The following is a 22825-nucleotide window of genomic DNA, read 5'->3' as shown; positions in this document are numbered from 1 at the left end:
CGAGAAGGTGAAACCTCTTGAAAAAGATAGTCGTTTTGGGCGGCGGTTACGGCGGTGTCGTCACTTCCAAGCATCTGGCCAAACTGTTCAAAAAAGACAAGGACGTGCAGATACAGCTTATCGACCGAAACCCCTATCATACGCTGCTGACCGAATTGCATGAGGTCGCGGCCAATCGGGCGCCGGAGGATTCGGTCAAAATCGAGCTTAAAAAGATTTTTGCCGGTCAAAAGGTGGATGTCGTGCTCGATTCCATCGACAATATCAACTTCGCCGCCAAAGAGCTCCGCTCGGCGAAAAATACGTACAGCTACGATTACCTTGTGATCGGCACCGGCTGTAAACCGACGTTCTTCGGAATTCCGGGGGCTGAGGAGCATGCTTTGACCCTGTGGTCCTACGAGGATGCCGTCCGGCTTAAGGAACAGGTTCGCCGCATGTTCAGCGAGGCGGCCAAAGTTGCCGACCCGGTCAAACGCCGGAAGATGCTTACCTTCGTCGTAGTCGGGGCCGGGTTCACCGGCGTCGAGTTGGTCGGCGAATTGGCAGAGTTCCGCGACGAGTTGTGCAAAGAGTTTTACATTGACGCAAGCGAAGTCCGGCTCGTCGTGGCGGATATGGCGCCGAAAATTTTGCCGATCCTCCCCGACAAGCTGATTGAAAAGGCGGCTAAACGCCTTCATAAAATGAACGTGGAGATCATTACGAGCGCGAAAATCACTGGCGTTACGCCAGCCAGCGTGCAGCTTGGGGACCGCGGCGAGCTTGAAGCCGATACGATCGTGTGGACGGCCGGCGTCGAAGGCTCCGAGCTCGTCGGCAAGCTCGACGTGAAGCAGGAAGGCCGCAAGCGGATCGTCACCAACGACAAGCTGCAAAGCATCGACCACGAAGATGTGTACGTCGTCGGCGACAACATTTTCTTCATTCCGGAAGGTGAAAAGCGGCCGGTGCCGCAAATGGTGGAAAACGCCGAGCAGGCCGGGCCGCTGATTGCGCATAACATTTACGCGGACGTCCACGGCAAGCCGAAGAAGTCCTACAAGCCGGGATTCCACGGCACGATGGTGTGCATCGGCAGCCGCTACGGTGTAGCGAATGTCGGACTGCCGAATAAAATGTTTATGTTAAGCGGCTTTATGGCCATGCTCAGCAAGCACATGATCAATATGTATTATCTGTTCACCGTGGCCGGCTTTGCGAAAGTCTGGACTTATATGATGCATGAATTTTTCCATGTCAACAATCGCCGAAGCTTCGTCGGCGGCCATTTCGCCAAACGTTCACCGAACTTCTGGCTGCTGCCGCTGCGCCTTTTCGTCGGCTACAAATGGCTGGAAGAAGGTCTCGACAAGCTGCCGAAAATCCTGAAGGACCCATCAAACATCTTCTTGATTCCGGCTCCACCCCACGCCAGCGACGTCGTCTCCGCGGCCAGTGAAGCGGCCGGCAAGGTTACGGAAACGGTTGACGCCCAGGCTGCGGCTTCGACCGTGGAGAGCGCTTCGACCGCGGTTACCGCGCTTCCCGTGCCGGGATTTATCAAATCCATCGTCAGCTGGTTTATGGACGTGTTCTTCTATACATCCGACGGCGGATATACGGCGCTAGCCACCGTGTTCCAGTTCTTCATGGTATTCATGGAAATCGCGCTTGGCATCATGATTATCGTAGGTCTCTTCACCGCGATTGCTTCGGCAGCCACCGTTGCCCTCGGCGTCATGATCTGGTCCTCCAGCATGGCTTCCGCGGAAATGCTGTGGTATATGACGGCGGGCGTCGCCTTGATCGGCGGTTCGGGCAGCGCGTTTGGCCTGGATTATTACGTTCTGCCTTGGCTCAAGAAGCAGTGGAAGAAAATCCCGTTGGTGCGAAGATGGTATTTATACACCGAATAGTAATCATAGCAAGTGAAAACCAGTAATTCCCCCTTAATGAATAATCCGGAGTAATGGGCGCTAGAGCCGCTTATTACTCCCCTTTTTCTATAATTGCCGAGTCGGTGCCCTTGTTCCCTGCAAGCTTACCGCATACCAAGGAGTGTGTCCTTATGAATTTTATACTCTTCCAAGACGCTTGTCGCTTATTGCAAGGCGAATTATCGCCCGAGGCCGGCATTCATCTCGATATCACGGCAGAAGAAGTCCAACCGTTAGTGAACCTCCTGGAACAATACGATATACCTACGGTGCGCCAGTGCCGTTTGTTGACCATTTACATCGCAATCAAGCTCGCCCTTCAGCGCCACAGCCGGTGCGATCATGCGGCTGCCGGCGAAGAGTTGACCCGTTTGGTGCTGGACGGCGACTATCTATATAGTTTTTACGTAGGGTTATGCCTGAAGTGGGAGGAATACGATCTCCTGTCCCATCTGGCCCCCATCATCAAACAGCTCCAAATCAAACGCGCGGAAGGACGCGCCGAAGATGAACGGCTGCTTAAGGGTTGGGAGCTGTTCCTGCAGCTCGATTTGAACCGGACCACGACCGGCCGGGCGATTTAAATTTTGCGTTACGGTTTAGCCTTGAGATTATGGGAAATGACAGCAAGGAGGGGCTTTCCATGAAGCTTCATGAGGCGCTTGATATTTCTTTAAAAGCGATAGACCGGGAAATCGAAAATATCGTCAAATTTGACCGGGACGTTCCCAACTCCTCACAGCTGGTCAAAAGCATCATCGAACTCGTCCGTTCCGGCGGCAAGCGGGTCCGCCCGCTGATGGTCATCGTCGGCAGCCGTTTCGGCCCCGCCCCGGATAAGCAAAAAATTTGGCGTTTGGCCGCGGCCGCGGAGTTTATCCACGCCGCTTCCCTGATTCATGACGATATCATCGACGATTCCCCGGTCCGCCGCGGACAGAGGGCGATGCACATGAAGCTGGGCGTAAGCGGCGCGCTGCATGTGGGGAACTATATGTCGGCCAGGGTGATCGAGCTGATCTCCGTTTACTCGGCGGACCAGGAAAAATACGTGTACGACCTGTCTTCCCTGGCTACAACGCAGTTATGTTTGGGCGAATATCAGCAGTTGGCTCATCTGTACGATTACGACGTAACGATCGAGCAGTATTTGGAAAAGTCAAAAAACAAAACCGCGCAGTTGATGGCTTCCTGCTTGCAAATCGGCGCCCAGGCGTCCGGGGCGGACGCGGAGACGGCCAAGCTGCTGTATGCCTTCGGGGAGAAGCTGGGCATGTCGTTTCAAATCCGCGACGATGTGCTCGATTTCGCCCAATCGGCGAAGAAGCTGGGCAAGCCGGCCGGCAGCGACCTGCGCAGTGGCCAGGTAACCTTGCCCGTGCTTTTCGCGCTGCGGGACGAACGACTCGCCCCCCGCATCCGGGCGATCACGGCGGCGAGCCCCGCCGCCGAAGTCGACGCCGTCGTCGCGGCCATCCAGGCGAGCGGCGCACTGGAGCAAACCGAGCGCCTGAGCCGCCGCTACCTGGACGAGGCCCAGGAAATCATTGGCCAGCTTGCCCACTACCCGGCGCATCAGGATCTTCAAGCCCTGCTCGACTATTTTAGCGGCCGGGATCATTAGCCGGGAGGGAACCAGAGCTCCTTGCAACCAGTCGTTCCCACCTCCCATTGGAAAAATCCAATAGATTGACGGAAATTGAACGTGATTTAGAGCTCTCATTGGAAAAAATCCAATAGAATCCGCTCAAATTGCCCGTTACGCCCCTGCCGTGCCTAATCTATTGGAAAATTTCCAATCATGCCGCTGTATTTACCACTCATTTTCCAATTCTATTGGAATATTTCCAATCAGAAACATGTATCGAGCGCCTTGGGAACTACGAGACGCCGTATTCCAAACGCAAGGGCCAGTTGAGCCTGCCGCTACGCGCACCTGCTGCCACGCGCACTCATCGCACACACCTGCTACCACGTATATCTTCCACCACGCATACCGGCCGTCATACGTACCTCATCGCACACACCTGCAACCACGTATATCTATCACCACATGCCGGCCGCCATACGTACCTTCATCACACGCACCTGCCACCACGTATATCTGCCACCAAACGTACCTCACCTCACGTACCTGTCACCTATTCTGCCACCACGCATACCTGCCACCATACGCCCAACTGTCCGGCGCCCCTGTACGCCAATTGCACTCTACTTGCACACTACTACGCCGCTTGCACGCTACTTGCACGACCACTTACCAGCCGCGCCCTACCTCTACTACCTCTACTCCACCCCCTCCCCGTTCGTCGCAATTACTTGTTTATACCAGTGGAAGCTTTTTTTGCGGGAGCGGTTCAGTGTGCCTCGGCCTTCGTTGTCTTTATCGACGTAGATAAAGCCGTAGCGCTTTTTCATTTCACCGGTTCCGGCGCTGACCAGATCGATGCAGCCCCAGGGGGTGTAGCCGATCAGGTTCACCCCGTCGGCGATCGCTTCTTTCATCGCCTTGATGTGCTCGCGCAAGTATTCGATCCGGTAATCGTCGTGAATGGCGCCGTCTTCCTCCACGGTGTCGGCCGCGCCGAGACCATTTTCCACCACCATCAGTGGAATTTCGTACCGGTTGTAGATGTTGTTCAGGGACCAGCGCAAGCCGGTCGGGTCGATCTGCCAGTCCCAGGCGCTGGCCTGCAAATAAGGATTTTTGAGCCCCAGCGATAAATTTCCGCCCACCTGCTCATGCTCCGGGTCGGCGCTGACGCAAACCGAGGAGTAGTAGCTGAAGGTGTAGAAATCGACGCAGCCCGCTTTTAAAATGGCCTCGTCCCCGTCCTCCATCACGATCTCGATGTTGTTTTCCCGGAAATACCGTTTGGCAAACCCGGGGTAGGCTCCCCGGACCTGCACGTCCGAGCACAGGAAGTTGCTGAGATTATCTTTTTGCTGGGCCAGCAAAATATCGTCGGGATGGCAGGTCCGCGGATAGGAGCACATATAGGCGATCATGCAGCCGACCTTAAAGTCCTTGTTGATGTCATGGGCCAGTTTCACGACTTTGGCGCTGGCGACAAACTGATGATGCAGCGCCTGATACAAAAGCCGTTCATCCGTTTTGGCTCCATGACCCAGCACCCCATCCCCCTCCGGCATGATCGCGCCGGCGATGAAGGAACCAAACGGCATGGTCAGGATATTGATTTCATTAAACGTCAGCCAATACTTGACAACGTCTTTATACCGGTTAAAAATCACTTCGCAATACTTCACGTAAAAATCGATGAGTTTTCGGTTCGTCCACCCGTTGTATTGCTGCGCCAGATGCAGCGGGGCCTCGTAATGGGATATCGTCACCAAAGGCTCGATCCCGTGTTTCTTCAACTCCGCAAACACCAGGTCATAATACCGCAACCCCTCCTCATTGGGTTCGGTATCGTCACCGTGCGGAAAAATCCGCGACCAGGCGATCGACATACGGAACACCTTGAAGCCCATTTCGGCGAATAATGCGATGTCTTCCTCGTAGCGATGAAAGAAATCGATCGCCTCATGGCTGGGATAGTAGGCGCCCGGCTCCAGCGCCGGCGTAATCCGGCGCGGCGTGGTATGGGTGCCGGCGGTGATTACGTCGGCCGTGCTCAGACCTTTGCCACCTTCGTTATACCCGCCCTCGATCTGGTTGGCCGCCGTGGCGCCTCCCCACAGAAAACCTTCCGGAAAACTTTTAGCGATAGGTGTCATCGTACATTCCTCCCCAAATATTGAATTCCCCCGGCCGCAACCTCAAATGACTACCGTCAACAAATCGTCCTGATAATCAACCGCTTGCTTCTCCGTCTCGATCACATCCAAATAATCTCCGGTATTGGAAATGATCACAGGCGTGGTTATATCGTATCCTTCCGCTTTGATCGCCGCGGCATCAAACTCCATCAGCACCTGGCCTTTGCGGACCCGCTCCCCTTGCTTGACTTTGGGAACAAAATACTTGCCTTTCAGCTTTACGGTATCCTTGCCCACATGGATCAGGACATCCACGCCGTGGTCGCTGGTGATTCCGATCGCGTGTCCCGTCGAAAACAGGGAGGTCAATACCCCGTCAACCGGAGCTACAACCTTGCCTTCGGCAGGTTCAATGGCAATCCCTTTGCCCATAGCCCCTGTGGAAAACGCCTCATCGGTAATTTCCGAGAGCGGTTTAACTGTACCTTTTAATGGACTCCCCACCGTCTCCTGCTTTACCATCGTTTCGGTGTTGCAGGCCTCTTTGGGCTTAACATCGTCCTCTTCATCCTTGAAGCCGCCGAAGAACATCAGCAGGAAGCCCAAAACGAAGCTGACAACCATCCCGATGATGGCCCCGTAGAATGCGGTATCCATGCCTTGCGGACCAATAAAGCTGGGAAGCATGAAAATGCCCAGGCCGCCCATGATATAGATTTTGCCGCCCATGGCTCCGAGAATAGCGCCGCCTGCCGCCGCCCCGATGCAGCTTAAAATGAACGGCTTTTTCCGCGGCAAAGTAATCCCGTAGATCGCCGGCTCCGTCACTCCGAAAATCCCTGAAATGAAGGCCGGGATCGACAGCGATCTTAATTTTGCGCTTCTTGTTTTCAGCATAATGGCCAGCACTACACCGGTCTGGGCAAACGAAGCGCCGAATATCCCGGCGAGAATCGGATCGTATTTCAACACCGCTATATTGTTGATGGCAATCGGCACAATTCCCCAATGCAGCCCGAAGATGACGAGCACTTGCCAAACTGCGCCCAAAAGCAAGCCGCCGATCATCGGGCTTAAGTTGTAGAGGAACAACGTGCCTTGCCCGAGCAGTTGGCCGGCCCAGGTTGCGAGCGGACCGATGATAATCAGCGACAGCGGAACGACAACCAGCAAGGTGAAGAAAGGAACCAGAAACGTTCTTACGACGCTGGGGATAATCTTTCTAAACAGCTTTTCCAGCTTCGCCCCCACATACGTGGAGATAATGATCGGAATGACGCTGGACGAATAGGACATCAGGATGACCGGAATGCCCAGGAAAGTAATGTACACCGGCGACTCGAAGATCGTACCGCCAAACAAGGTGTACAGCGGCTTGCCCGCTCCCGTGATAGCGCTGAGCGCCGGATACACGAGTGAAGCCCCGATCGCCATGCCGATAAAAATGTTGGCGTTGAATTTTTTGGCCGCCGTATATCCGAGGAAAATCGGGAAGAAATAGAACAAACAATCGCCTATGGCGTTTAGAATCTGATATGTTCCCGAAGTGGCCGTGAGCCAGCCCAGAGCCAAGAACAAGGCGTTGAACCCCTTGATCATCCCGGTGGCGGCCAGGACGCCGAGGACCGGTTGAAACACTCCCGAGATGATGTCGATGAATCTGTTAAACAAGCTCATCTTTTCCCCGGACGGTTCCGCCTCCGCATCCCGAAAGCCGCCGATTGCGGCCACATCCGCATATACTTCGGGTACGTGATTGCCGATAACGACCTGGTATTGCCCGCCGCTTTGGATGACCGTGACGATTCCGTCCCTCGCTTTTAGCGCTTCCGTGTTGGCCTTGCTCTCATCCTTCAATTTAAAGCGCAGCCGGGTAATACAGTGGGTCAGGCTGTTTACATTTTCTTTGCCGCCTACGTTTTTGATAATGTCTTTTGCCAATGCTTCATATTTCATGGCAGCCCCTCCTTAACTATTGGCTAGTATTTATCAAAAAGGCGAAACCATACGGACAGCTTTTTTGCTGCCCCGTTTGGTTTCGCCTGGTTGACCAGTAACGATCCATTCCGGTTATTCGGTTTCTCTTAACGTCACACGGTGCGTGTGAATCGTCAGATACAGCTTTTCATCGTCCGAGAGCGGCAAGCCCAAATATTTCTCGATCTTCAGCACGCAAGCGTAAGCTTGCTTATACTTCGCTTTTACCTGCTTCAGCAGAAAATAATCCAGCGTCTCGACCTTCTCCCGTTTGTTCAAGCGTTGGAAAAAATAGCGCAAATGCGTAATAAACCTTTCATAGCTGACCGATTGCTCGTCAAGCTCAATATTGTACGAATATTTGATGATGTTCAAAATATCGTGGATCTTCTGGGTATGGCGGGCCACATCGGCCACTTGACGGCTCCCGCCGTTTGTTTGGGCGTTGATCAGATGGAGCGCGATATTGCCCGCCTCATCTTCGGGCAAGCGATTGCCCGTCACCTCCTCGATGAACTCCAGCGCTTTTTGCCCCACCTTGTATTCCTTGGGGTAATATTTCCGAATCTCCCAGATTAACGGATTAGCGTTGGCCAGCCCCCGGTCGTGCAGCCGAAACGCGTTGTAAATATGGTCCGTCAGGGTAACGTAGATAAAATCGCTCAGTTTGGCCTGCAGCATATTTTTGCCATACTCGATAATGTCGTAGCACAGCGAAACGTATTCGGTGGGGATGTCGTCCATCAGCAGCTTGAATTTCTCGGAAGCTTCCGTCTGCTTAAGGATAAACACCTTTTCGATCAGCCCCTTATCCACTACGTCTCCCGCACTTTTCTTAAAAGCGATGCCCCGCCCCATGACGACGAATTCCTCGCGTTCCTCATCTCTGGCAATGATGGCGTTGTTGTTGAATATTTTTTCGATGATCATCGAAAAATTGCCCCCTCCCTTATGTGCAAATGAGTTAAGCAACAATTTTAACGCTGGGCGGAAAGGAAAGCCTGTGCCGGGCGGTGGCGGGAAACGGCGCATTAAGTGTAAACGAATACATTTCGAGATTCGTGTATGCCGGGCAACCAGCTGCCTGCCCCCAAGAAACGCAACGATTGTCACTTGCATAGCCGGCAAAAATCAAAAAAGGCGATCCCAAGACATGACAAATCATGTCCGGGTTTCGCCTTTGCAGTAACAATCCCAAATTCAGAATACCATCGAATATTCTATTTGGCAAGCAAAAATGTTTGCGCTTTCACGCAGTGTTCATCTCACAGCAAGAAATAGTCTCCCAGCGCGCAGAACAGTATAACCATGCTGATCACTTGGTTTAGATTGTAAGAAGCTACATTCATTCGTTTGCGGTTCGACGGCTTGATGATCTTATGCTCCGTCAGCAGCAAAATGACCGCAAGGATAATGCCCGCGGTGTACATCCAGCCGAGCTGCCGGATCGGGATCAAAGCGATCAGCAGCAGCACCATGATCAGATGCAGGCCGGCCGCGATTCTCAGGCCGTATTTGAGACCAAAGGCGCTGGGGATCGACCACAGGCCGTGACTCCGGTCAAAATCGATATCCTGCGAGCCGTAAATGATGTCGAACCCGGAAATCCATAACATCACGATCGTGCCGAGAATAAACGGCGTGAACGCGAACTTCCCAGTCACGGCGAACCACGCGCCAATCGGCGCGGAAGCGATCGTAAAGCCAAGGTACAGATGGCTTAGGTAAGTGAACCGTTTCGTATAGGAATAGGACGAGATCAGGAAAATCGCCGCCGGTGACAGAATAAAGCAAAGCGGATTCAGCATGGCCGCCGCGAAAATAAAGATCGCATAGTTGACGACGACAAAACCGAGCACCTCCTTCGCTTCCAGCAGCCGCCGCGGCAAATGGCGATGGGCGGTGCGCGGGTTTTGCGCGTCAAAGGTACGGTCGACGATACGATTGAAGGCGTTCGCGCCGTTCCGGGCGGCGACCAAAGCGATCAGCCCCCACAGCATGACCCGCCAGGAGGGAACCCCCTCCGCCGCCCACACCATCGAAATGATCGCGAACGGCAGGGAAAACAGCGTGTGCGAAAACATAACCAATTCGCTGTACAACCTGATTTTGGTGCCGATTTTTCTGGCTACTTCCATGATATAGTCACTCTCCTTCGTGCGATTGGCATAGGACGGTATCGCGGTGTGCTTTAGCGGTAAAAAATACCCCTATTCGCCGCTCTTTGACCGCGTTATGGCAAATAGCGGAATATTATGTCCCTATTTCCGAGGAACCCCCACCAAATTGCCATTTTTTCCATCTCAGCCCGGAAATAGTGCCCTTTTGTTCCTCTATTTGTCCGCAGAACGCATACGCCGCGAAATAGGGGCATAATTTACCGCTATTTCTCCGCTCCAGCAGCCGATAGGTCAAGAGCCGCCGCGCGGGGCCAGCCGATGGATCGGCCACGGTCCGGGCAGAGCTGCCGGGGACGGCAGGTCCGATGCGACGGAGACGACAGGTCCGGTGCGCCAGGGACGGCAGGTCCGGTGCGTCGATACCTGCGGGCCGGCTGACTGGGCGGGCAGGCTGACTAGGCTGCCCGGGCTGGCCAGGGATGGCCGGCGGTTAGGCCAAGCCGGCCAGCACCGCTTCCAGCGCGGCCAGCATGCCGTCGATGTCGGCTTCGGCGATGACCAGCGGCGGTTGGAAGGCAAGAACGTTGCGGTTTACGCCGTTTTTGCCGATAAGATAGCCGCGGTCCTTCATCGCCTCCAGCACGTCATCGACGAGCTCGGCCCCGCGCTGCGGCTCATCGGCGCACAGCTCCGCGCCGAGCATCAGCCCCGCGCCGCGCACGTCAAGCGCGAGCTGCGGGAATCGCGCAGCGAGGCGCTCAAGGCCGCCGCGCAGCTGCGCCCCAAGGCGCTCGGCCCGTTCGGGCAGGCGGTGCGCCTCGATGTAGTCCAGGACCGCGAGCGCGGTCGCGGACGAAACCGGGTTGCCGCCGAACGTGGAGGCGGATGGCCGCGTGAAGCTGGCGGCGATCTCGTCGGTGGTGGCGAAGCCCGCCACCGGAATGCCGCCGCCAAGCGCTTTGGCCATCGTCACGATGTCCGGCGCAACGCCGTAACGGTCCATGGCGAACATCCGGCCCGTACGCCCAAACCCGGTCTGAATCTCATCGGCGATCAGCAGCACCCCGTGCTGCTCCAGCAGCTGCTTCACTTCAGCGAAATACCAGTCCGGCGGCGCGATGATGCCGCCGTTGCCCTGGATCGGCTCGGCGATCATCGCGGCGATCTCGCCGCCTTTGGCCGCCAGCGCCGCCCGCAGCGCCGCGATGGAGCGCCGCCCCGCCTCATCGGCGCTCATCCCCCGCTCGTACGGGCGGGGGATAAACGTCACGTCCGCAGCCTCAGCCAACTGCGGATCGGTGCGCCACATCTGCAAGCCGGTGACGCTCATCGTCAGGTACGTCCGGCCATGCAGGGACTGCTCCAGCGCCAGAAAGCCGCGGCGTCCCGTATGCAAACGGGCAAGCAGCAGCGCCCCTTCATTCGCCTCCGAACCGCTGTTCACAAAAAACGTCCGGCTAAGCCGTCCGGGCAATATCCCGGCCAGCCGCTCCGCAAGCTCCACATTGGGCTGGGTCAGATAAATCGTGCACGTATGCTGCAGCGTCCGCAGCTGCTCCGCCGTCCGCTCAGCGATTTCCGGGTTGCAATGTCCGGCGGCCACGACGGAAACACCGGCAAAAAAGTCGGTATACCGCGTCCCCTCATGCCCGTGCAAGTACTGCATTTCTCCTTTGACGAGCTGTGGGGGATTACGATAGAAATGGCTCGTGCATGGATAAAAGTACTGTTGCCGCTTTTGCAGCACACCCTCCGGTCCGATATACGTCTGCATAATTTTCCGCTTCCCTTCTGTTGAGTCAGTCTTAAAAATGAACAAGCACGGCGTTCCGCCCAACCAACCTGCCCCGCAAAACGACGCTCGCTTACGAGCACGCCGCCGGAACCGTTTGTGCAATGGCCACCAAGTTTGTGCAATGGCCACCAAGTTTGTGCAACGGCTGCCTAATTGGTTCCCGCAGCCTCTTTTGTTCTCGTCTCCTCCTGTGTACCTGCCTCCACTTTTGTTCCTGCGGCCTCATTTGCAGCCGCCACTTCACTTGTACCTGCGGCCTCTTTTGCGGCGGCCGCCTCCGCCGCCGCTCCGCTGGCGCTGCCGCCATCGAACTGCAGCGCGCCCAGCGTATAGCCGGCATAAACCGGCGTTAGGCGTGCAAACTCTGCCTCCGCCGTGCCGGGCGCCGCCGCGGCGTTTTTGTATGCCTTAACGATCCGCTCCAACTCCTCCGGACGATAGGTCGCCCCTTCAATCCGCAGCACGGACACCCCGGCAGCAGCCAATTCTTTCACGACCGGCAGCAGGCACAGCTCCTTGGCGAGCATCAGATGGTTGCGGCCGTAGACGTCCCGGTAAACCGGGTTTTCGCCCTGATCGGTTTTCAATACGAGGATGTGGTTGCCAACGTAATGATTGTCTTCTTCGGCAATCGGTTCGAACACCTCCGTGTTTTCGTACAGGTCATGCTCCATATACATGAGCGCCGGAGAGCCGTGGACAATCACCTCCAGCGTTCCGGGCGCCTCGGCCAGCAGCGCCGCCAGATCGTTCAGCGGCAGCTCCATGGACGCCGTCATCCGAGCCAGGCCCAGCCCCCGGTAAAAATCGGCGGTCAATCTGTTGTACACGTTCAGATTAAAATCGCCGATCAACGGATATCCCTTGCCGGCAAATTTACGGATCGCCCCCAAATTCGTCACCATCAGGCCGTCGAGCGGCAGGCGTTCCCCGGACAAAAGGGCGTCGTAAATTTCAAACTGCAGTTCGTTCATCATCCGCGGCAGGCACAGATACAGCTTCGCCTTCCCCTTAAGTGCAGCGAGCTCCTTGACGTCGGCCTTCGTAAACGGGCGGTCCGGTTCAAACACGTCGCCGGACAAATACACGTGGTCGGCTCCGGCCTTCAGCGCGGCTTTGGCCTGCGCCGTATTGTTTACGTGCACGGAGACCTCCGCAGCGCCGGCATCCGCTGCGGCCGCACCGCCCGAGCGGCTAGCTCCTTCCCCCTGCTCCCGATGCCACGCTTCCAGCCCTTCCCGAATCGCCTCGATCCGCCCAGCGCTCAGCTCCCGCTCCTGCGTCGGCGTGCTGAACACTTTGCCGGTACTGTAAAATTTGCCGGTCCCTTCGTAACGGCGGTTGATGTTCCGTAACCCCGGCCGGCCAAACGCGTAAGCGGTGGAGAAATCGCGCTTGCGGTTTTGGTACAGCAGCTCCGTGTCGCGGCTGCGTTCAAAACCGACCGGATCGGCGATGTAACGGTCGATGGCGTCGCCATAGGCGCCCACGAGCATCAGAACGAAATCGGCGTCGCGCATGCGGCCTTCAATTTTAAAGGAGGTGATGCCGCCGTGGATCAGCTCCGGGATATGCTCGTACATGAACATATCTTTCACGGCCAAAGGGTATTCCGCCGGATACACGTAACCGTCTTTTTTAACGCGGTAATCCCAGCGGCACGGCTTCAAGCATTTGCCCCGATTGCTGCTCATGCCGAATACCAGCGAGCTGAAATAACAGTTCGCACCATGCACTGAGCACATATCCCCGTGCACGAAATATTCCAGCTCCATTCCGGTCGCCTGCTGCAGATAACGGGTTGCCGCAAGGTCCATTTCACGCGACGTGACGACCCGGGTTACACCCATTTCCTGCAAAGCCCGGACCATCTCCACGTTATGCACGTTCATCATGACCGAGGAATGGACATTGATCCTAAGCCCCATCTCCTTAATCAGCGCCAGGACGGCAAAATCCTGCACGATAATCGCATCCGGCCCGGCGCTCTCCAGAAATCGCAAGTACGCCCGCGCCTCGTCCAGTTCGCTTTCGTTCAGCAAATTGTTGACGGTGACGTACGCTTTTTTCCCTCGTTCATGAGCCATCCGCACCGCTTCGGTAATTTCCTCCAGGCTGAAATTGTAGCCTTTGCGCATCAGGCGCATATTGAGGCTGGGGCCTCCGAAATAAACCGCGTCGCAACCTGCATCGATCACTTTTTTGAAAATTTCGAAGGTTCCCGTCGGAGCCAATAGTTCTACTTCTCTTCCGTTAAAATAACGCGCCACCGCGTTCTCCCCCTCATCGCTAGTCATTTATCGGCTATCCAATATCCAATACATTGCACGGTTATCTCTAATCAGCTTGAAAACCATAACTCAACTTTCGCAGAGCCAAAATTGGCTTAACCTCTGCCTATTTATTTCGCCTGGTCGGATTGCAGGTAAAGTGTGCTGGATCGAATTGGCTCTGACCATTAATTGCAAATCATCGACTGTTGAGAAAGTCTTTAGACTTTTCCATAATTTAAAATTTTGTGTGGTGACTCTTGCCTTCGCAAAGAAAAATCGATTTAAACGATCTTGACAGACAAGCTGGCAACAGACCGTGGCCTGGAGCGAGACTAGCTATCCGGAGGCTTTGCACGATTATCCCGTTTGAGCAGGTGACCTGACTTCCTGAACAATTGGGATAATCGTGCAAAGTGGTTTGGAGAGCCCCCACATCTACGTCATCATTTATTTTGTCAAACACTGATTTTGGACTTGAGCCCGAATTTTGTGTTCAAATTTTAAAAAATGGACTTTCTCAACAGTCTGAGGTTTTACACTTAATCAAGTGCTATGGCAGCATTTCAGGAAAAGTGACTGTACTTTTTGCAACTACTGGATAGCCGCTTTGTCCAGTTACATCAACGCTTACTTGGCAATTTCATACTTCGAAAGTTGAGTTACAAAAAACGGCAACCTACAACGGCGGCAGCCAAAAGCGCGTAGGATGCCACGAACCACGTATCCAGGCTCCTCCACGTCAGCAGGTGATATTCCGTGCGCGGCGCGCCAACGACGAATCCCCGGGCTTCCATTGACAGCACCAGTTCCTCCGCCCGGCGAAACGCGCTGACCGTGACCGGCACGAGCAGCGACACGAGCAGCCGCCCTTTCTCCTTCCAGGGCAGCTCTTTCAGGTCCGCGCCGCGGGCCGCCTGCGCCTTGAGGATTTTGTGGGTTTCATCGAGAATCGTCGGGATGAAGCGCAGCGCGATGCTCATCATCAGCGTGAACCGCTCGGACCGTATGCCCATCCGCCCAAGCGGCTTCAGCAGCCCGGTTAGGCCCTGGTTCAGCAGGCCCGGCGTCGTGGTAAACGTCAACAGCGCGGTAAAAGAGACCAACAGCCCCATCCGCCCTGCCGCCAGCATCCCGCTGCTTACTCCGCCGGCATATATCGCCCACGATCCGACGCGCCACAGCTCGGCTCCGCTCTGCACCGTCAAGCACTGGACGACAAAGATAAACGCCATCAGCGTCCATAGCGGCTTCGCCGCCTTGACGTAATATTTGAGCGGTATTTTTGTCGCCAGCATGTACGCGGCGGAAAAAGCCGCCGCCGCGCCAAGCGCCGCCCACGATCCGACGGCCACGATCGCGACGAGGTACAGCAGCATCCCGGTCAGCTTCGCCCGGGGATCTACGCCGTGCACCCATGAGCCGGTGTCGATGCAGCGTCCAAACAGCAGTTTGTTCCGCATCTCATCCGCCTCCCTCTCTTGCCGCGCCGTGGACCGCAAACACTGCCATCTCCGGCTGCGGCCGTTGCAACAGCTGCGCCAGCCGCTCGGCCAGCGCCTCCGCCGTCAGGCAGGGCTGCTCCGCCTCCAGCCCAAACCGGGCGCTCGCCGCCCGCCAGCAATGGATGCTGTCCGGAAGCTTCAGCCCTTCCGCCTCCAGCCTCGCGGCTTCCCGCACCAGTTCGCCCGGCGTCCCCTGAAACGCGATCCGCCCTTCGTTCATGACGATCCACCGTTCCGCGTACGGAAGCATTTCCTCCATACGATGGGTGACGACGATCACCGTCTTGCCTTGTTCCTGGTGCAGCCGGGCCAGCATCCCGGCCAGTTCGGCCCGGCTTTGCGGATCGAGCGTCGCTGTCGGCTCGTCGAGCGCAATAACGTCCGGCTCCATCGCCAGCACCGAGGCGATCGCCACTTTGCGCATTTGCCCGCCGCTCAAATGAAACGGATTGCGCGCCAGGAACGAATCGTCCAGCCCGACCAGGGCTAGCGCCCGGCTGGCCCGCTCCCTGGCTTCGGCCGCCGGACATCCGAAATTTAGCGGCCCGAAGCACAGATCCTTCTCCACCGTATCTTCAAACAGCTGCTGCTCCGGGAATTGGAACACCAGCCCTACCCTGCGCCGCAGCTCCCGCATCCCGGACGCCTTTTCCCCGGCCTGCAGCGTAACGTCCAACACCCGGACTTTGCCGCCCGTCGGTTTCAGCAGCCCGTTGAAAAGCTGCATCAGCGTCGACTTTCCCGAACCGGAAGCGCCGGCGATCGCCGCAAAGGCGCCGCGCGCCACATGCAGGGTTACATTCTCCAATGCGCTGTGCCGCCACAGACTGCGATCATCGTACGCAAAACTTACTTGCTCGAAATGAATGGCCATAACCAGGATGCCTCCTCCTTGCCGCCCCACGCCAAACCTTCCGTGGCGGAAATCCCCCGCCGCTCCAGCTCGCGCCTCAGCCTCATCCGGAAAGGGGGAATCAGGCGGCAGGAGCTGAGCAGCGCCTCGTCCCGGAACAATTCCTCCGGCGGGAGATCGGCGGCGACCGTCCCTCCGCCAAGCACGATCGCCCGGTCGGCGGCCAAGATCTCTTCGGCGTCATGGGTGATCGACACCATCGTGTACCGCCCGAACTCCCGCATATCCCGCAGGATACCGAGCAGTTCCCCTCTCGCCTTCTCATCGAGCATGGACGAGGCCTCGTCAAAAATAACGATGTCCGGCTCCATCGCCAGAATCGCAGCGACGGCCACCCGCTGTTTCTGCCCTCCGGACAATTCCGCAGGGTGTTTGCTCAGCAGATGGCCGATCCCCAGCTTTTCCGCGTATTCCCGGACACGGCGCCGCATTTCCTGCCGGGGCAGGCACCGGCCTTCCAAGCCGAAGGCGATATCCTCCTCCACGGTCGCACCGATAAACTGATTGTCCGGATTCTGAAAAACCATGCCGATGCGCCGCTGCAGATCAGGCGCGGTCTCCCGGTCCAGCGGCACGCCCCCCACCAGGATGGTTCCAGCGTTTGCGGCAAGCAAACCGCCGAGCAGTTTGGCCAGCGTCGATTTGCCGCATCCGTTGGCGCCAACCAGGGAAACCCATCCACCCCAAGGGATGTTCAAGCTCACATCGCCAAGCACCGGACTGGCCGGATCATAAGCGAAAGAGACCTGCTGCACTTCATAAGCGAATCCGTTGTTCTCCATTTTCTCTCCGCTCCCTTCTCCTTGATCCGGCACGCAGGCCGGCAGACATAAGGCGGGTCAAACACTATTCCGGTACAAAACCGCTAAACAACTCCAGCTTCGACAGCGACGGAATCAGATACTTGACCGCGATCCCGACGGCAATGCCGGTGAGCACGCCCATAAGCAGCAGCATCGGCAAATAATAGAAGATTCCCATCGTGTGAAAATAGAGGGAGGCCGCCGTCAGTTGCCCAACATTGTGGGCGATCCCTCCGATCGTGCTGATGCCGATGAGGCTTAGCCGATTCCGTCCGATGAGAAGCAGAAACCACATCGCCGCAAAGCTGAACAAAGCCCCCATGATGCTGAACAAGAAACTGGAAAACGTGCCGAAAATAAACGCCGTCAGCAGCGTTTTAAGCAGCACCATCATAAATGCGTCCCGGGTTCTGAGAAAATACAGGCACGTCAGCACCATAATGTTGGCGAGTCCCAGCTTGGCGCCCGGAACGCTCATATTGACGGGAATTATCGATTCCACCAGGCTGAGCACAACCGCCACCGCCGCAAAAATCGCCACGATCACCGTTCTTTTCAATACCATATTGGATGTTTCATTTAACGACGGCATCCAGATCGTCCCCTTCCCCGGCGGCCACAACCTCGACCATCAGCTTGTGCGGCAGGCAGACGATTGTTCCGCCGTTGCGATCGATGAACCCGAAAGTCAGGCACAATTTGTCCGGACAATCGGCGTCGGTCATTTCAATGCCGTAATCGTGGATTTTTAACAGGTTGTAGCCGTATTCGGTTTTGATTTCCACGGTTTGTTCTTCCTTAGTCAGCTCCACGGTTTTATACAACTTCCCGTCAACCGTAATGTTGGCCACACGCTCGCCATTTTTGTGAACTTTTTCACTTGAATCTCCGCCAAGCCACCTTGGCACGAGAAAAGCCAAGGCGATGGCGACGACCAATCCGATCAACAGGATATCTCCGCGCTTCATGGCAAACTCCCCAAACTTCCTTATTTTTTGATTATATAAATCTTAGACGCCCCCATTATACATGCTGCTCTTCGTCTTCAAATGTGACAATTGTCTCATCCTGGCCCCTGCCTCCTGCATTTCACAAAATCATCACTTGGTCATACATTTTATGGAATTTGGAAAGGTGGATTTAGTGTGAAAAAGATCAGTTGTATTGTGAAAAAAATCACTTTTACAGTGCAGTGATATTTGCTACACTCAAGGCGACATTACCGGACCGAAAGAAGGCTGCGATCATGAAAAAGAACAAAACGCCCATTGTCCTCACCCTCATATTGATAGCCGCGCTGCTCGGCGGCTGCAGCGGCTCGGGCAGCGCGGCAGGCGGCGCCACGGACGAGAAAACGCCGCAAGCAAGCGCGGTTCAGCCGAAATCGGAGACGTATTTTATATTCGATACGGTGGTGACCGTGCGGATTTACGACGACCGGGCCACCGAGCAAAATTTCAAAGACCTGGATAACCTGCTCAAAGGAATCGACAGCTGCATCAGCCGCACCGACAGCGGCAGCGAAATTTCCAAAGTGAACGCGAGCTCCGGCATTGCTCCGGTCAAGGTTTCCACCGAGACGTTTAATCTCGTGGCGAAGGCGCTGGAGTACGCCAAGCGGACAGACGGCCAATTTGACCCCGCCATCGGCAACCTGGTGAGCCTGTGGAATATCGGCCATGAAGGCGCCCACGTCCCGCCTGAGGAAGAAATCACCGCGGCGAGACGCTTGACCGATTACCGCAAAATCGAGATGAACGAGGCGGCGCAGGAGATTTACCTGCAAGAAAAAGGCATGGCCATCGACCTTGGTTCGATCGGCAAAGGGTACGCCGCGGACCGGATTTACGATTATTTGGCGGAGCAAGGCTTTCACAGCGCGATCATCGACCTCGGCGGCAACGTCTACGCAATGGGCACAAAGCCGAACGGCGATGAATGGAACATCGGCATCCAAGATCCGGACAAGGAGCGCGGAAACCAGATCGGCACTATTCGGGTGAACGATAAGACGATTGTGACCTCCGGCATTTATGAGCGGTTTTTTATCGAAAACGGTAAGCTGTACCAGCATATTCTGGATCCTACAACGGGTTATCCTGTAGACAACGGGATCAGCAGCGTCACAATCGTGACCGATAAATCCACGGACGCCGACGCCCTCTCCACGACCTTGTTCGTGCTGGGAATCGATAAAGGCCTGGAGTTTGTCGAAAATACACCGAATACAGAAGCTCTGTTCATTACGAAAGACAAAAAGCTGTACGCGACCTCCGGTTTTAAACAACTGCTTCATAAAACGAACGACAGCTATACGTTTGCCGATTAATTCGCTTCGCAGCAGCCTCTAACTTCCTAAGAAAAATCGCCGCTGGCGAGGTCCTTTTCCGTTGCAGGGGAGAGGTATGAGGTTCCACCCCATACCCCTCCCTCTTCTGCTCTACTTCGAGTCCTCCTCTTTCTTATTAGAAGCTCCAAGGAGTTTCGGCTCCTTCGAGCTGGTGACGCTGCTCTAACGGACTCCAGCGACGTTATTCGCCCATTTCCCGAGTATTTCCCAGCCTAACGGACACACATGACCCTATTTTGCTCTAAACGAGCTCACCCGGGCTAATTTGAGGTAAATAACGTCATCTCTGTCCGTTACATTTTACCAACCTCCGTTTTTCCGCAAATAACGCCTCTACAGTCCTTTAGCCACCACTTCCCTCTTCTTCCCCCTCTCTACCTGCGTATCGTCCTCTACCCGCCAGAATAATTCAAAAAGCCCCCAGCTCTAAAAAGCAGGGGGCCTTATCGGTTTATGTTGCATTTTCAACACACTTGAGTTATAATACTTTATTAGATTGTTACTACCCGTATCGCAGTTCCTCAAAAGATTATAACTCTCCTTATACCTTTCGGTATGAAATTCCTATTTTAATGACCCAATAAAGTAAGGATTTAGTGTTTTTCTGATTCACACTGGCGCGGTCATCGGAGCCGCAAGGACAAATGAGAGGTAGGGCATTTGTTGTTTTGGAAACAAACCGTTGTTAGTTGTAGTCGAAGAAGGAACACCCGCTAGCGTCTTCACGTGTACTGGAGACTGGGGTAAACAATAGCCATAAACCGGTGTTGGCGTGCTGCCGACACCGGTTTTGTTTAATACGGAACACGCGAGATGCAGCGGGAGAATGCCAGATTCAACAGCTGCGGATCGTAAACCGGATGCTTCAGGTTCTGCTCCAGCACCCAGCAGGCAAAACCGAAGGCCCGGGCGTACTGATGCTGATCGGCGGCGTTGACATGAAAATACAAAAGCTCCCGCATAATCCGGTCTTCCTCATGGGACAGCTGCAGGCCCATCTGCGAAAATTGCCGCTGCCGGACTCTCCGGGCGGAATCGTCCTGAATGGCTTTATGCACATGGGATACTTGTCCGGTATGCATACGATAATACAGCAGGTTCATGGGGATATTCGCCATTCTTATGTGCGGGGCCAAACGGTTCCACAGCTCATAGTCCTCAGCATGAGGATAGTTGCTGTCATAGCGAACCCCCAGCCGGTGAATCATGCTATTGCGCATCATAACCGTCGGATGGCAGATGCAGCAGTGGAACAGCAGCCAGGTCCGAATTTCTTCATGCTCCACCGGGTTAACCTTTGGTATGTTGCCAAGGGAGTAGGTAAACGCGGTGCCGCACAAATCGATGGACGGATGCTCATCCATGAACGTCACCTGTACGCCCAGGCGGTTTGGCGTTGACAGATCATCGCTGTCCATCCGGGCCACATATTCCCCGGTGGCCAGACTCAGACCTTCATTTAGCGTAGCGACCAGACCGCAGTTTTGGGGATGAAAGATTTTGCGGATTCTGGGGTCCTCGACCAGCGAAATAAGATGAGCGGATCCGTCCGTAGACCCGTCATCGATAATAATAAATTCAAAATCGGTATAGGTTTGAGTCAGTATGCTGTTTATAGCTTCCTGAACATAAGCGGCATTATTGTACACCGGCATAATTACCGAAACCTTGGGCATATGAAGTATCCCTCCATCATATAGATTCTAAACTAATAGTGCGTGTTCAAAAAGCCAGGTTTTCAGCACCGAGAAGATTGGATGAAGCTAGGGACTGAGTAGCGGAGCGTACGTTTTGGGTAAGTGAGCAACGGAAGGCCCGGCTGAATTCAAGATTCGACGTCGAATCCGCTTCTTGACCTGCTTCGTGATCAAAAGATGACTTTTTGAACTACCTCTAAAAGTAGTTTATAGACTAACATATGATAGTAGAGTCCCAGTGGACTAGACCAATTGCGGGATTTGAAAAAAAAGGCGATCCCCCGGCTCTTTGCGGACCGCGTGCCAAGGTTTTTGCCCCGTTTTCCTTATTCGGCGCCGGTGTTTTTCGCCGCTCTACCGGCCTAGTAATCCGTTAAAACAGGATTGTGTTGAAAGATTCCGGCTCCAGCTCGAAGCCGTACGTTTCCGCTCCGTCCGAGATTCGCACCGTTCTCGCTTCCTTGAACGGATTGGCGATGACTATAACGCGCTCGCCGTCCGGCGTTTCGTAGCTAACCGCATTGCCAAACCAATGCCCGCGCTGGCCAATGCGCTTTGATCCCGGCGTGACGAAATGCGCGAAATGCTTCATGACGTAATACTCGGGGTTAAAAACGGCTTCTTTTTGTTCCCTGTCGGCCGTAATCAGCGAGTTTTGCTCCCAGCCCCACGTGCTGCGGCCCTTCGGCTCCAGCACCATGTTCCAGTAAATATAGGCATTCACCCGGTTCGTAAAATAGTGCTGGTACAAATTGAATACATATTTGGCATACTCCCAGGTGTTGGTGCCGTCGCCGCATTCGTTTTCCGTCTGCATATAGCGAAGCTCCGGGTAACTCAAGGCCGTGCGCTGGATCGCCCATTTGCCGGCCCACTGGTACCCCACGCCTTTGACGTATTTGTAGGCCTCGGGGTCGCTTAATACCGTATGTGCGTAGGCATCATGATCGGCGGTTTTCTTCTTCAGCCACTCGTCCCACGGCTCCGGCGCATTGATCGTGCCCAGCCAGATTTCCGTATCGAGCCCATGTTTGTAGAAGGCCGGCCCCAGGTAATCGCGGATAAATTCGCGAAGCTGCTCGCCCGTCCAGACGCAGGATGGAAACTTCTGATCGGCAACGACCTCGTTTTGGACATGGATCTGGTGGATGGTGATGCCCTCTTCCCGGTAAGCCTGGACGAACTTCACGAAGTATAGGGCGTATGCCTTCAGGTTTTCTTTTTCCCAACGCAGTGTTCCATAGTTGTAAGCCTTCGGAGACTTCATCCACGCCGGCGGACTCCAAGGCGAAGCGAACAGCTTTAACTTGGGGTTTAAGGCTAACGCCTCCTTGATGTAAGGAATCAGATACTTGCGGTCCCGTTCGATCGAAAAATGCTCCATCGCATAGTCGCCGTCGGTTTCGTTGTGGCTGTACCACTCCAAGGCGTAGTCGCTCGCCCCAATCGGCAGGCGGCAGATGCTGAACTTCTGCTCCCCTTCCGGATGAAACAAATGAAATAATACCCGCTGCCGTTCCTCCTCCGGGAGCCCATTTAACGCCACGTATCCCAGTTCATTAAAACACCCGCCGAAGCCTTCCACGTTTTGAAAAACTTCCTCCGTCAGCGTTAAGTCCGCCGCCTCACCGCCCGCGATCGCGGTTGGCGCGTATTTCTCCACCCATTGCTGCTCCCTTGCGCTTGATATCCATCGTTTCGCTTGTCCCATAGGAAGAAACCTCCTTCTTCTTTAACTTGAGAAACCTCGAGC

17 protein-coding genes are annotated in these 22825 nt (G+C 55.2%); 4 read left to right on the top strand and 13 right to left on the bottom strand.

The features are described from left to right. Window positions 1–17 precede the first annotated feature (17 nt). The 3 genes from ACLD72_RS17245 (at window position 18) to ACLD72_RS17235 (ending at window position 3543) form a co-directional block, all read left to right on the top strand. Window positions 18–1898, top strand: coding sequence for an FAD-dependent oxidoreductase (locus ACLD72_RS17245; RefSeq protein ID WP_410998730.1), 1881 nt, complete (start codon window positions 18–20; stop codon window positions 1896–1898). 152 nt (window positions 1899–2050) lie between these two features. Further along, window positions 2051–2503 carry a hypothetical protein gene (locus ACLD72_RS17240; RefSeq protein ID WP_410998732.1) on the top strand — a complete coding sequence of 151 codons (453 nt, stop codon included), beginning with the start codon at window positions 2051–2053 and terminating at the stop codon, window positions 2501–2503. 59 nt (window positions 2504–2562) lie between these two features. After that, window positions 2563–3543: a polyprenyl synthetase family protein gene (locus ACLD72_RS17235; RefSeq protein ID WP_410998734.1), complete on the top strand. Its 981-nt coding sequence runs from the start codon at window positions 2563–2565 to the stop codon at window positions 3541–3543. A 662-nt stretch (window positions 3544–4205) separates the two neighbouring features. On the opposite strand, the gene ACLD72_RS17230 is transcribed toward ACLD72_RS17235, so the two are convergent. The 11 genes from ACLD72_RS17230 to ACLD72_RS17180 all read right to left on the bottom strand — a co-directional run bounded on the left by ACLD72_RS17230 (window position 4206) and on the right by ACLD72_RS17180 (window position 17993). Continuing rightward, entirely contained in the window at window positions 4206–5660 is a 1455-nt protein-coding gene (locus tag ACLD72_RS17230) for a glycoside hydrolase family 1 protein (RefSeq protein WP_410998736.1), read from the bottom strand. 42 nt (window positions 5661–5702) lie between these two features. Then, window positions 5703–7598: a beta-glucoside-specific PTS transporter subunit IIABC gene (locus ACLD72_RS17225; protein WP_410998738.1), complete on the bottom strand. Its 1896-nt coding sequence runs from the start codon at window positions 7596–7598 to the stop codon at window positions 5703–5705. Between the two features lie 114 nt (window positions 7599–7712). Further along, window positions 7713–8549 (bottom strand): BglG family transcription antiterminator LicT, encoded by an 837-nt coding sequence (gene licT, locus ACLD72_RS17220; RefSeq protein ID WP_410998739.1) that lies wholly within the window; start codon window positions 8547–8549, stop codon window positions 7713–7715. Between the two features lie 335 nt (window positions 8550–8884). Continuing rightward, window positions 8885–9757, bottom strand: coding sequence for a UbiA-like polyprenyltransferase (locus ACLD72_RS17215; RefSeq protein WP_410998741.1), 873 nt, complete (start codon window positions 9755–9757; stop codon window positions 8885–8887). A gap of 472 nt (window positions 9758–10229) precedes the next feature. Then, window positions 10230–11513, bottom strand: coding sequence for an aspartate aminotransferase family protein (locus tag ACLD72_RS17210; protein ID WP_410998743.1), 1284 nt, complete (start codon window positions 11511–11513; stop codon window positions 10230–10232). 170 nt (window positions 11514–11683) lie between these two features. Next, complete coding sequence (locus tag ACLD72_RS17205) at window positions 11684–13804, bottom strand: peptidase U32 family protein (RefSeq protein WP_410998841.1); 2121 nt, start codon at window positions 13802–13804, stop codon at window positions 11684–11686. 662 nt (window positions 13805–14466) lie between these two features. Further along, window positions 14467–15267, bottom strand: a complete 801-nt coding sequence (locus ACLD72_RS17200; protein WP_410998745.1) for an energy-coupling factor transporter transmembrane component T family protein — start codon at window positions 15265–15267, stop codon at window positions 14467–14469. Window position 15268: 1 nt separating this feature from the next. After that, entirely contained in the window at window positions 15269–16183 is a 915-nt protein-coding gene (locus tag ACLD72_RS17195; RefSeq protein ID WP_410998747.1) for an energy-coupling factor transporter ATPase, read from the bottom strand. Beyond that, window positions 16159–17004 carry an ATP-binding cassette domain-containing protein gene (locus ACLD72_RS17190; RefSeq protein WP_410998749.1) on the bottom strand — a complete coding sequence of 282 codons (846 nt, stop codon included), beginning with the start codon at window positions 17002–17004 and terminating at the stop codon, window positions 16159–16161. Before ACLD72_RS17190 ends, ACLD72_RS17195 begins: the two co-directional genes overlap by 25 nt. 64 nt (window positions 17005–17068) lie before the next feature. Then, a complete protein-coding gene (locus tag ACLD72_RS17185; protein ID WP_410998751.1) occupies window positions 17069–17617 on the bottom strand; it encodes a Gx transporter family protein in 549 nt (182 codons plus the stop codon). Beyond that, on the bottom strand, window positions 17601–17993 hold the full coding sequence (locus ACLD72_RS17180; protein WP_128631550.1) for a NusG domain II-containing protein: 393 nt from the start codon (window positions 17991–17993) through the stop codon (window positions 17601–17603). The genes ACLD72_RS17185 and ACLD72_RS17180 overlap by 17 nt, the downstream gene beginning before the upstream one ends. Window positions 17994–18271: 278 nt before the next feature. Between ACLD72_RS17180 and ACLD72_RS17175 the strand changes: the two genes are divergently transcribed. Further along, window positions 18272–19354 carry an FAD:protein FMN transferase gene (locus tag ACLD72_RS17175; protein WP_410998753.1) on the top strand — a complete coding sequence of 361 codons (1083 nt, stop codon included), beginning with the start codon at window positions 18272–18274 and terminating at the stop codon, window positions 19352–19354. Between the two features lie 815 nt (window positions 19355–20169). On the opposite strand, the gene ACLD72_RS17170 is transcribed toward ACLD72_RS17175, so the two are convergent. Together ACLD72_RS17170 and ACLD72_RS17165 are read right to left on the bottom strand one after the other, a co-directional pair. Next, window positions 20170–21051, bottom strand: coding sequence for a glycosyltransferase family 2 protein (locus ACLD72_RS17170; RefSeq protein WP_410998755.1), 882 nt, complete (start codon window positions 21049–21051; stop codon window positions 20170–20172). A 394-nt stretch (window positions 21052–21445) separates the two neighbouring features. Then, on the bottom strand, window positions 21446–22783 hold the full coding sequence (locus tag ACLD72_RS17165) for a glycoside hydrolase family 30 protein (protein ID WP_410998757.1): 1338 nt from the start codon (window positions 22781–22783) through the stop codon (window positions 21446–21448). Window positions 22784–22825 lie beyond the last annotated feature (42 nt).

Source organism: Paenibacillus lacisediminis (assembly GCF_046567315.2).
This window is presented reverse-complemented; position numbering and strand designations above follow the sequence as displayed.

Excerpts from the sequence above, each read along its gene's own strand:
- licT (WP_410998739.1), bottom strand. The coding sequence starts at position 8,549 with ATGATCATCGAAAAAATATTCAACAACAACGCCATCATTGCCAGAGAT.
- ACLD72_RS17230 (WP_410998736.1), bottom strand. The coding sequence starts at position 5,660 with ATGACACCTATCGCTAAAAGTTTTCCGGAAGGTTTTCTGTGGGGAGGC.
- ACLD72_RS17165 (WP_410998757.1), bottom strand. The coding sequence starts at position 22,783 with ATGGGACAAGCGAAACGATGGATATCAAGCGCAAGGGAGCAGCAATGG.
- ACLD72_RS17235 (WP_410998734.1), top strand. The coding sequence starts at position 2,563 with ATGAAGCTTCATGAGGCGCTTGATATTTCTTTAAAAGCGATAGACCGG.
- ACLD72_RS17170 (WP_410998755.1), bottom strand. The coding sequence starts at position 21,051 with ATGCCCAAGGTTTCGGTAATTATGCCGGTGTACAATAATGCCGCTTAT.
- ACLD72_RS17215 (WP_410998741.1), bottom strand. The coding sequence starts at position 9,757 with ATGGAAGTAGCCAGAAAAATCGGCACCAAAATCAGGTTGTACAGCGAA.
- ACLD72_RS17195 (WP_410998747.1), bottom strand. The coding sequence starts at position 16,183 with ATGGCCATTCATTTCGAGCAAGTAAGTTTTGCGTACGATGATCGCAGT.
- ACLD72_RS17210 (WP_410998743.1), bottom strand. The coding sequence starts at position 11,513 with ATGCAGACGTATATCGGACCGGAGGGTGTGCTGCAAAAGCGGCAACAG.
- ACLD72_RS17185 (WP_410998751.1), bottom strand. The coding sequence starts at position 17,617 with ATGCCGTCGTTAAATGAAACATCCAATATGGTATTGAAAAGAACGGTG.
- ACLD72_RS17200 (WP_410998745.1), bottom strand. The coding sequence starts at position 15,267 with ATGCGGAACAAACTGCTGTTTGGACGCTGCATCGACACCGGCTCATGG.
- ACLD72_RS17190 (WP_410998749.1), bottom strand. The coding sequence starts at position 17,004 with ATGGAGAACAACGGATTCGCTTATGAAGTGCAGCAGGTCTCTTTCGCT.
- ACLD72_RS17180 (WP_128631550.1), bottom strand. The coding sequence starts at position 17,993 with ATGAAGCGCGGAGATATCCTGTTGATCGGATTGGTCGTCGCCATCGCC.
- ACLD72_RS17240 (WP_410998732.1), top strand. The coding sequence starts at position 2,051 with ATGAATTTTATACTCTTCCAAGACGCTTGTCGCTTATTGCAAGGCGAA.
- ACLD72_RS17225 (WP_410998738.1), bottom strand. The coding sequence starts at position 7,598 with ATGAAATATGAAGCATTGGCAAAAGACATTATCAAAAACGTAGGCGGC.
- ACLD72_RS17175 (WP_410998753.1), top strand. The coding sequence starts at position 18,272 with ATGAAAAAGAACAAAACGCCCATTGTCCTCACCCTCATATTGATAGCC.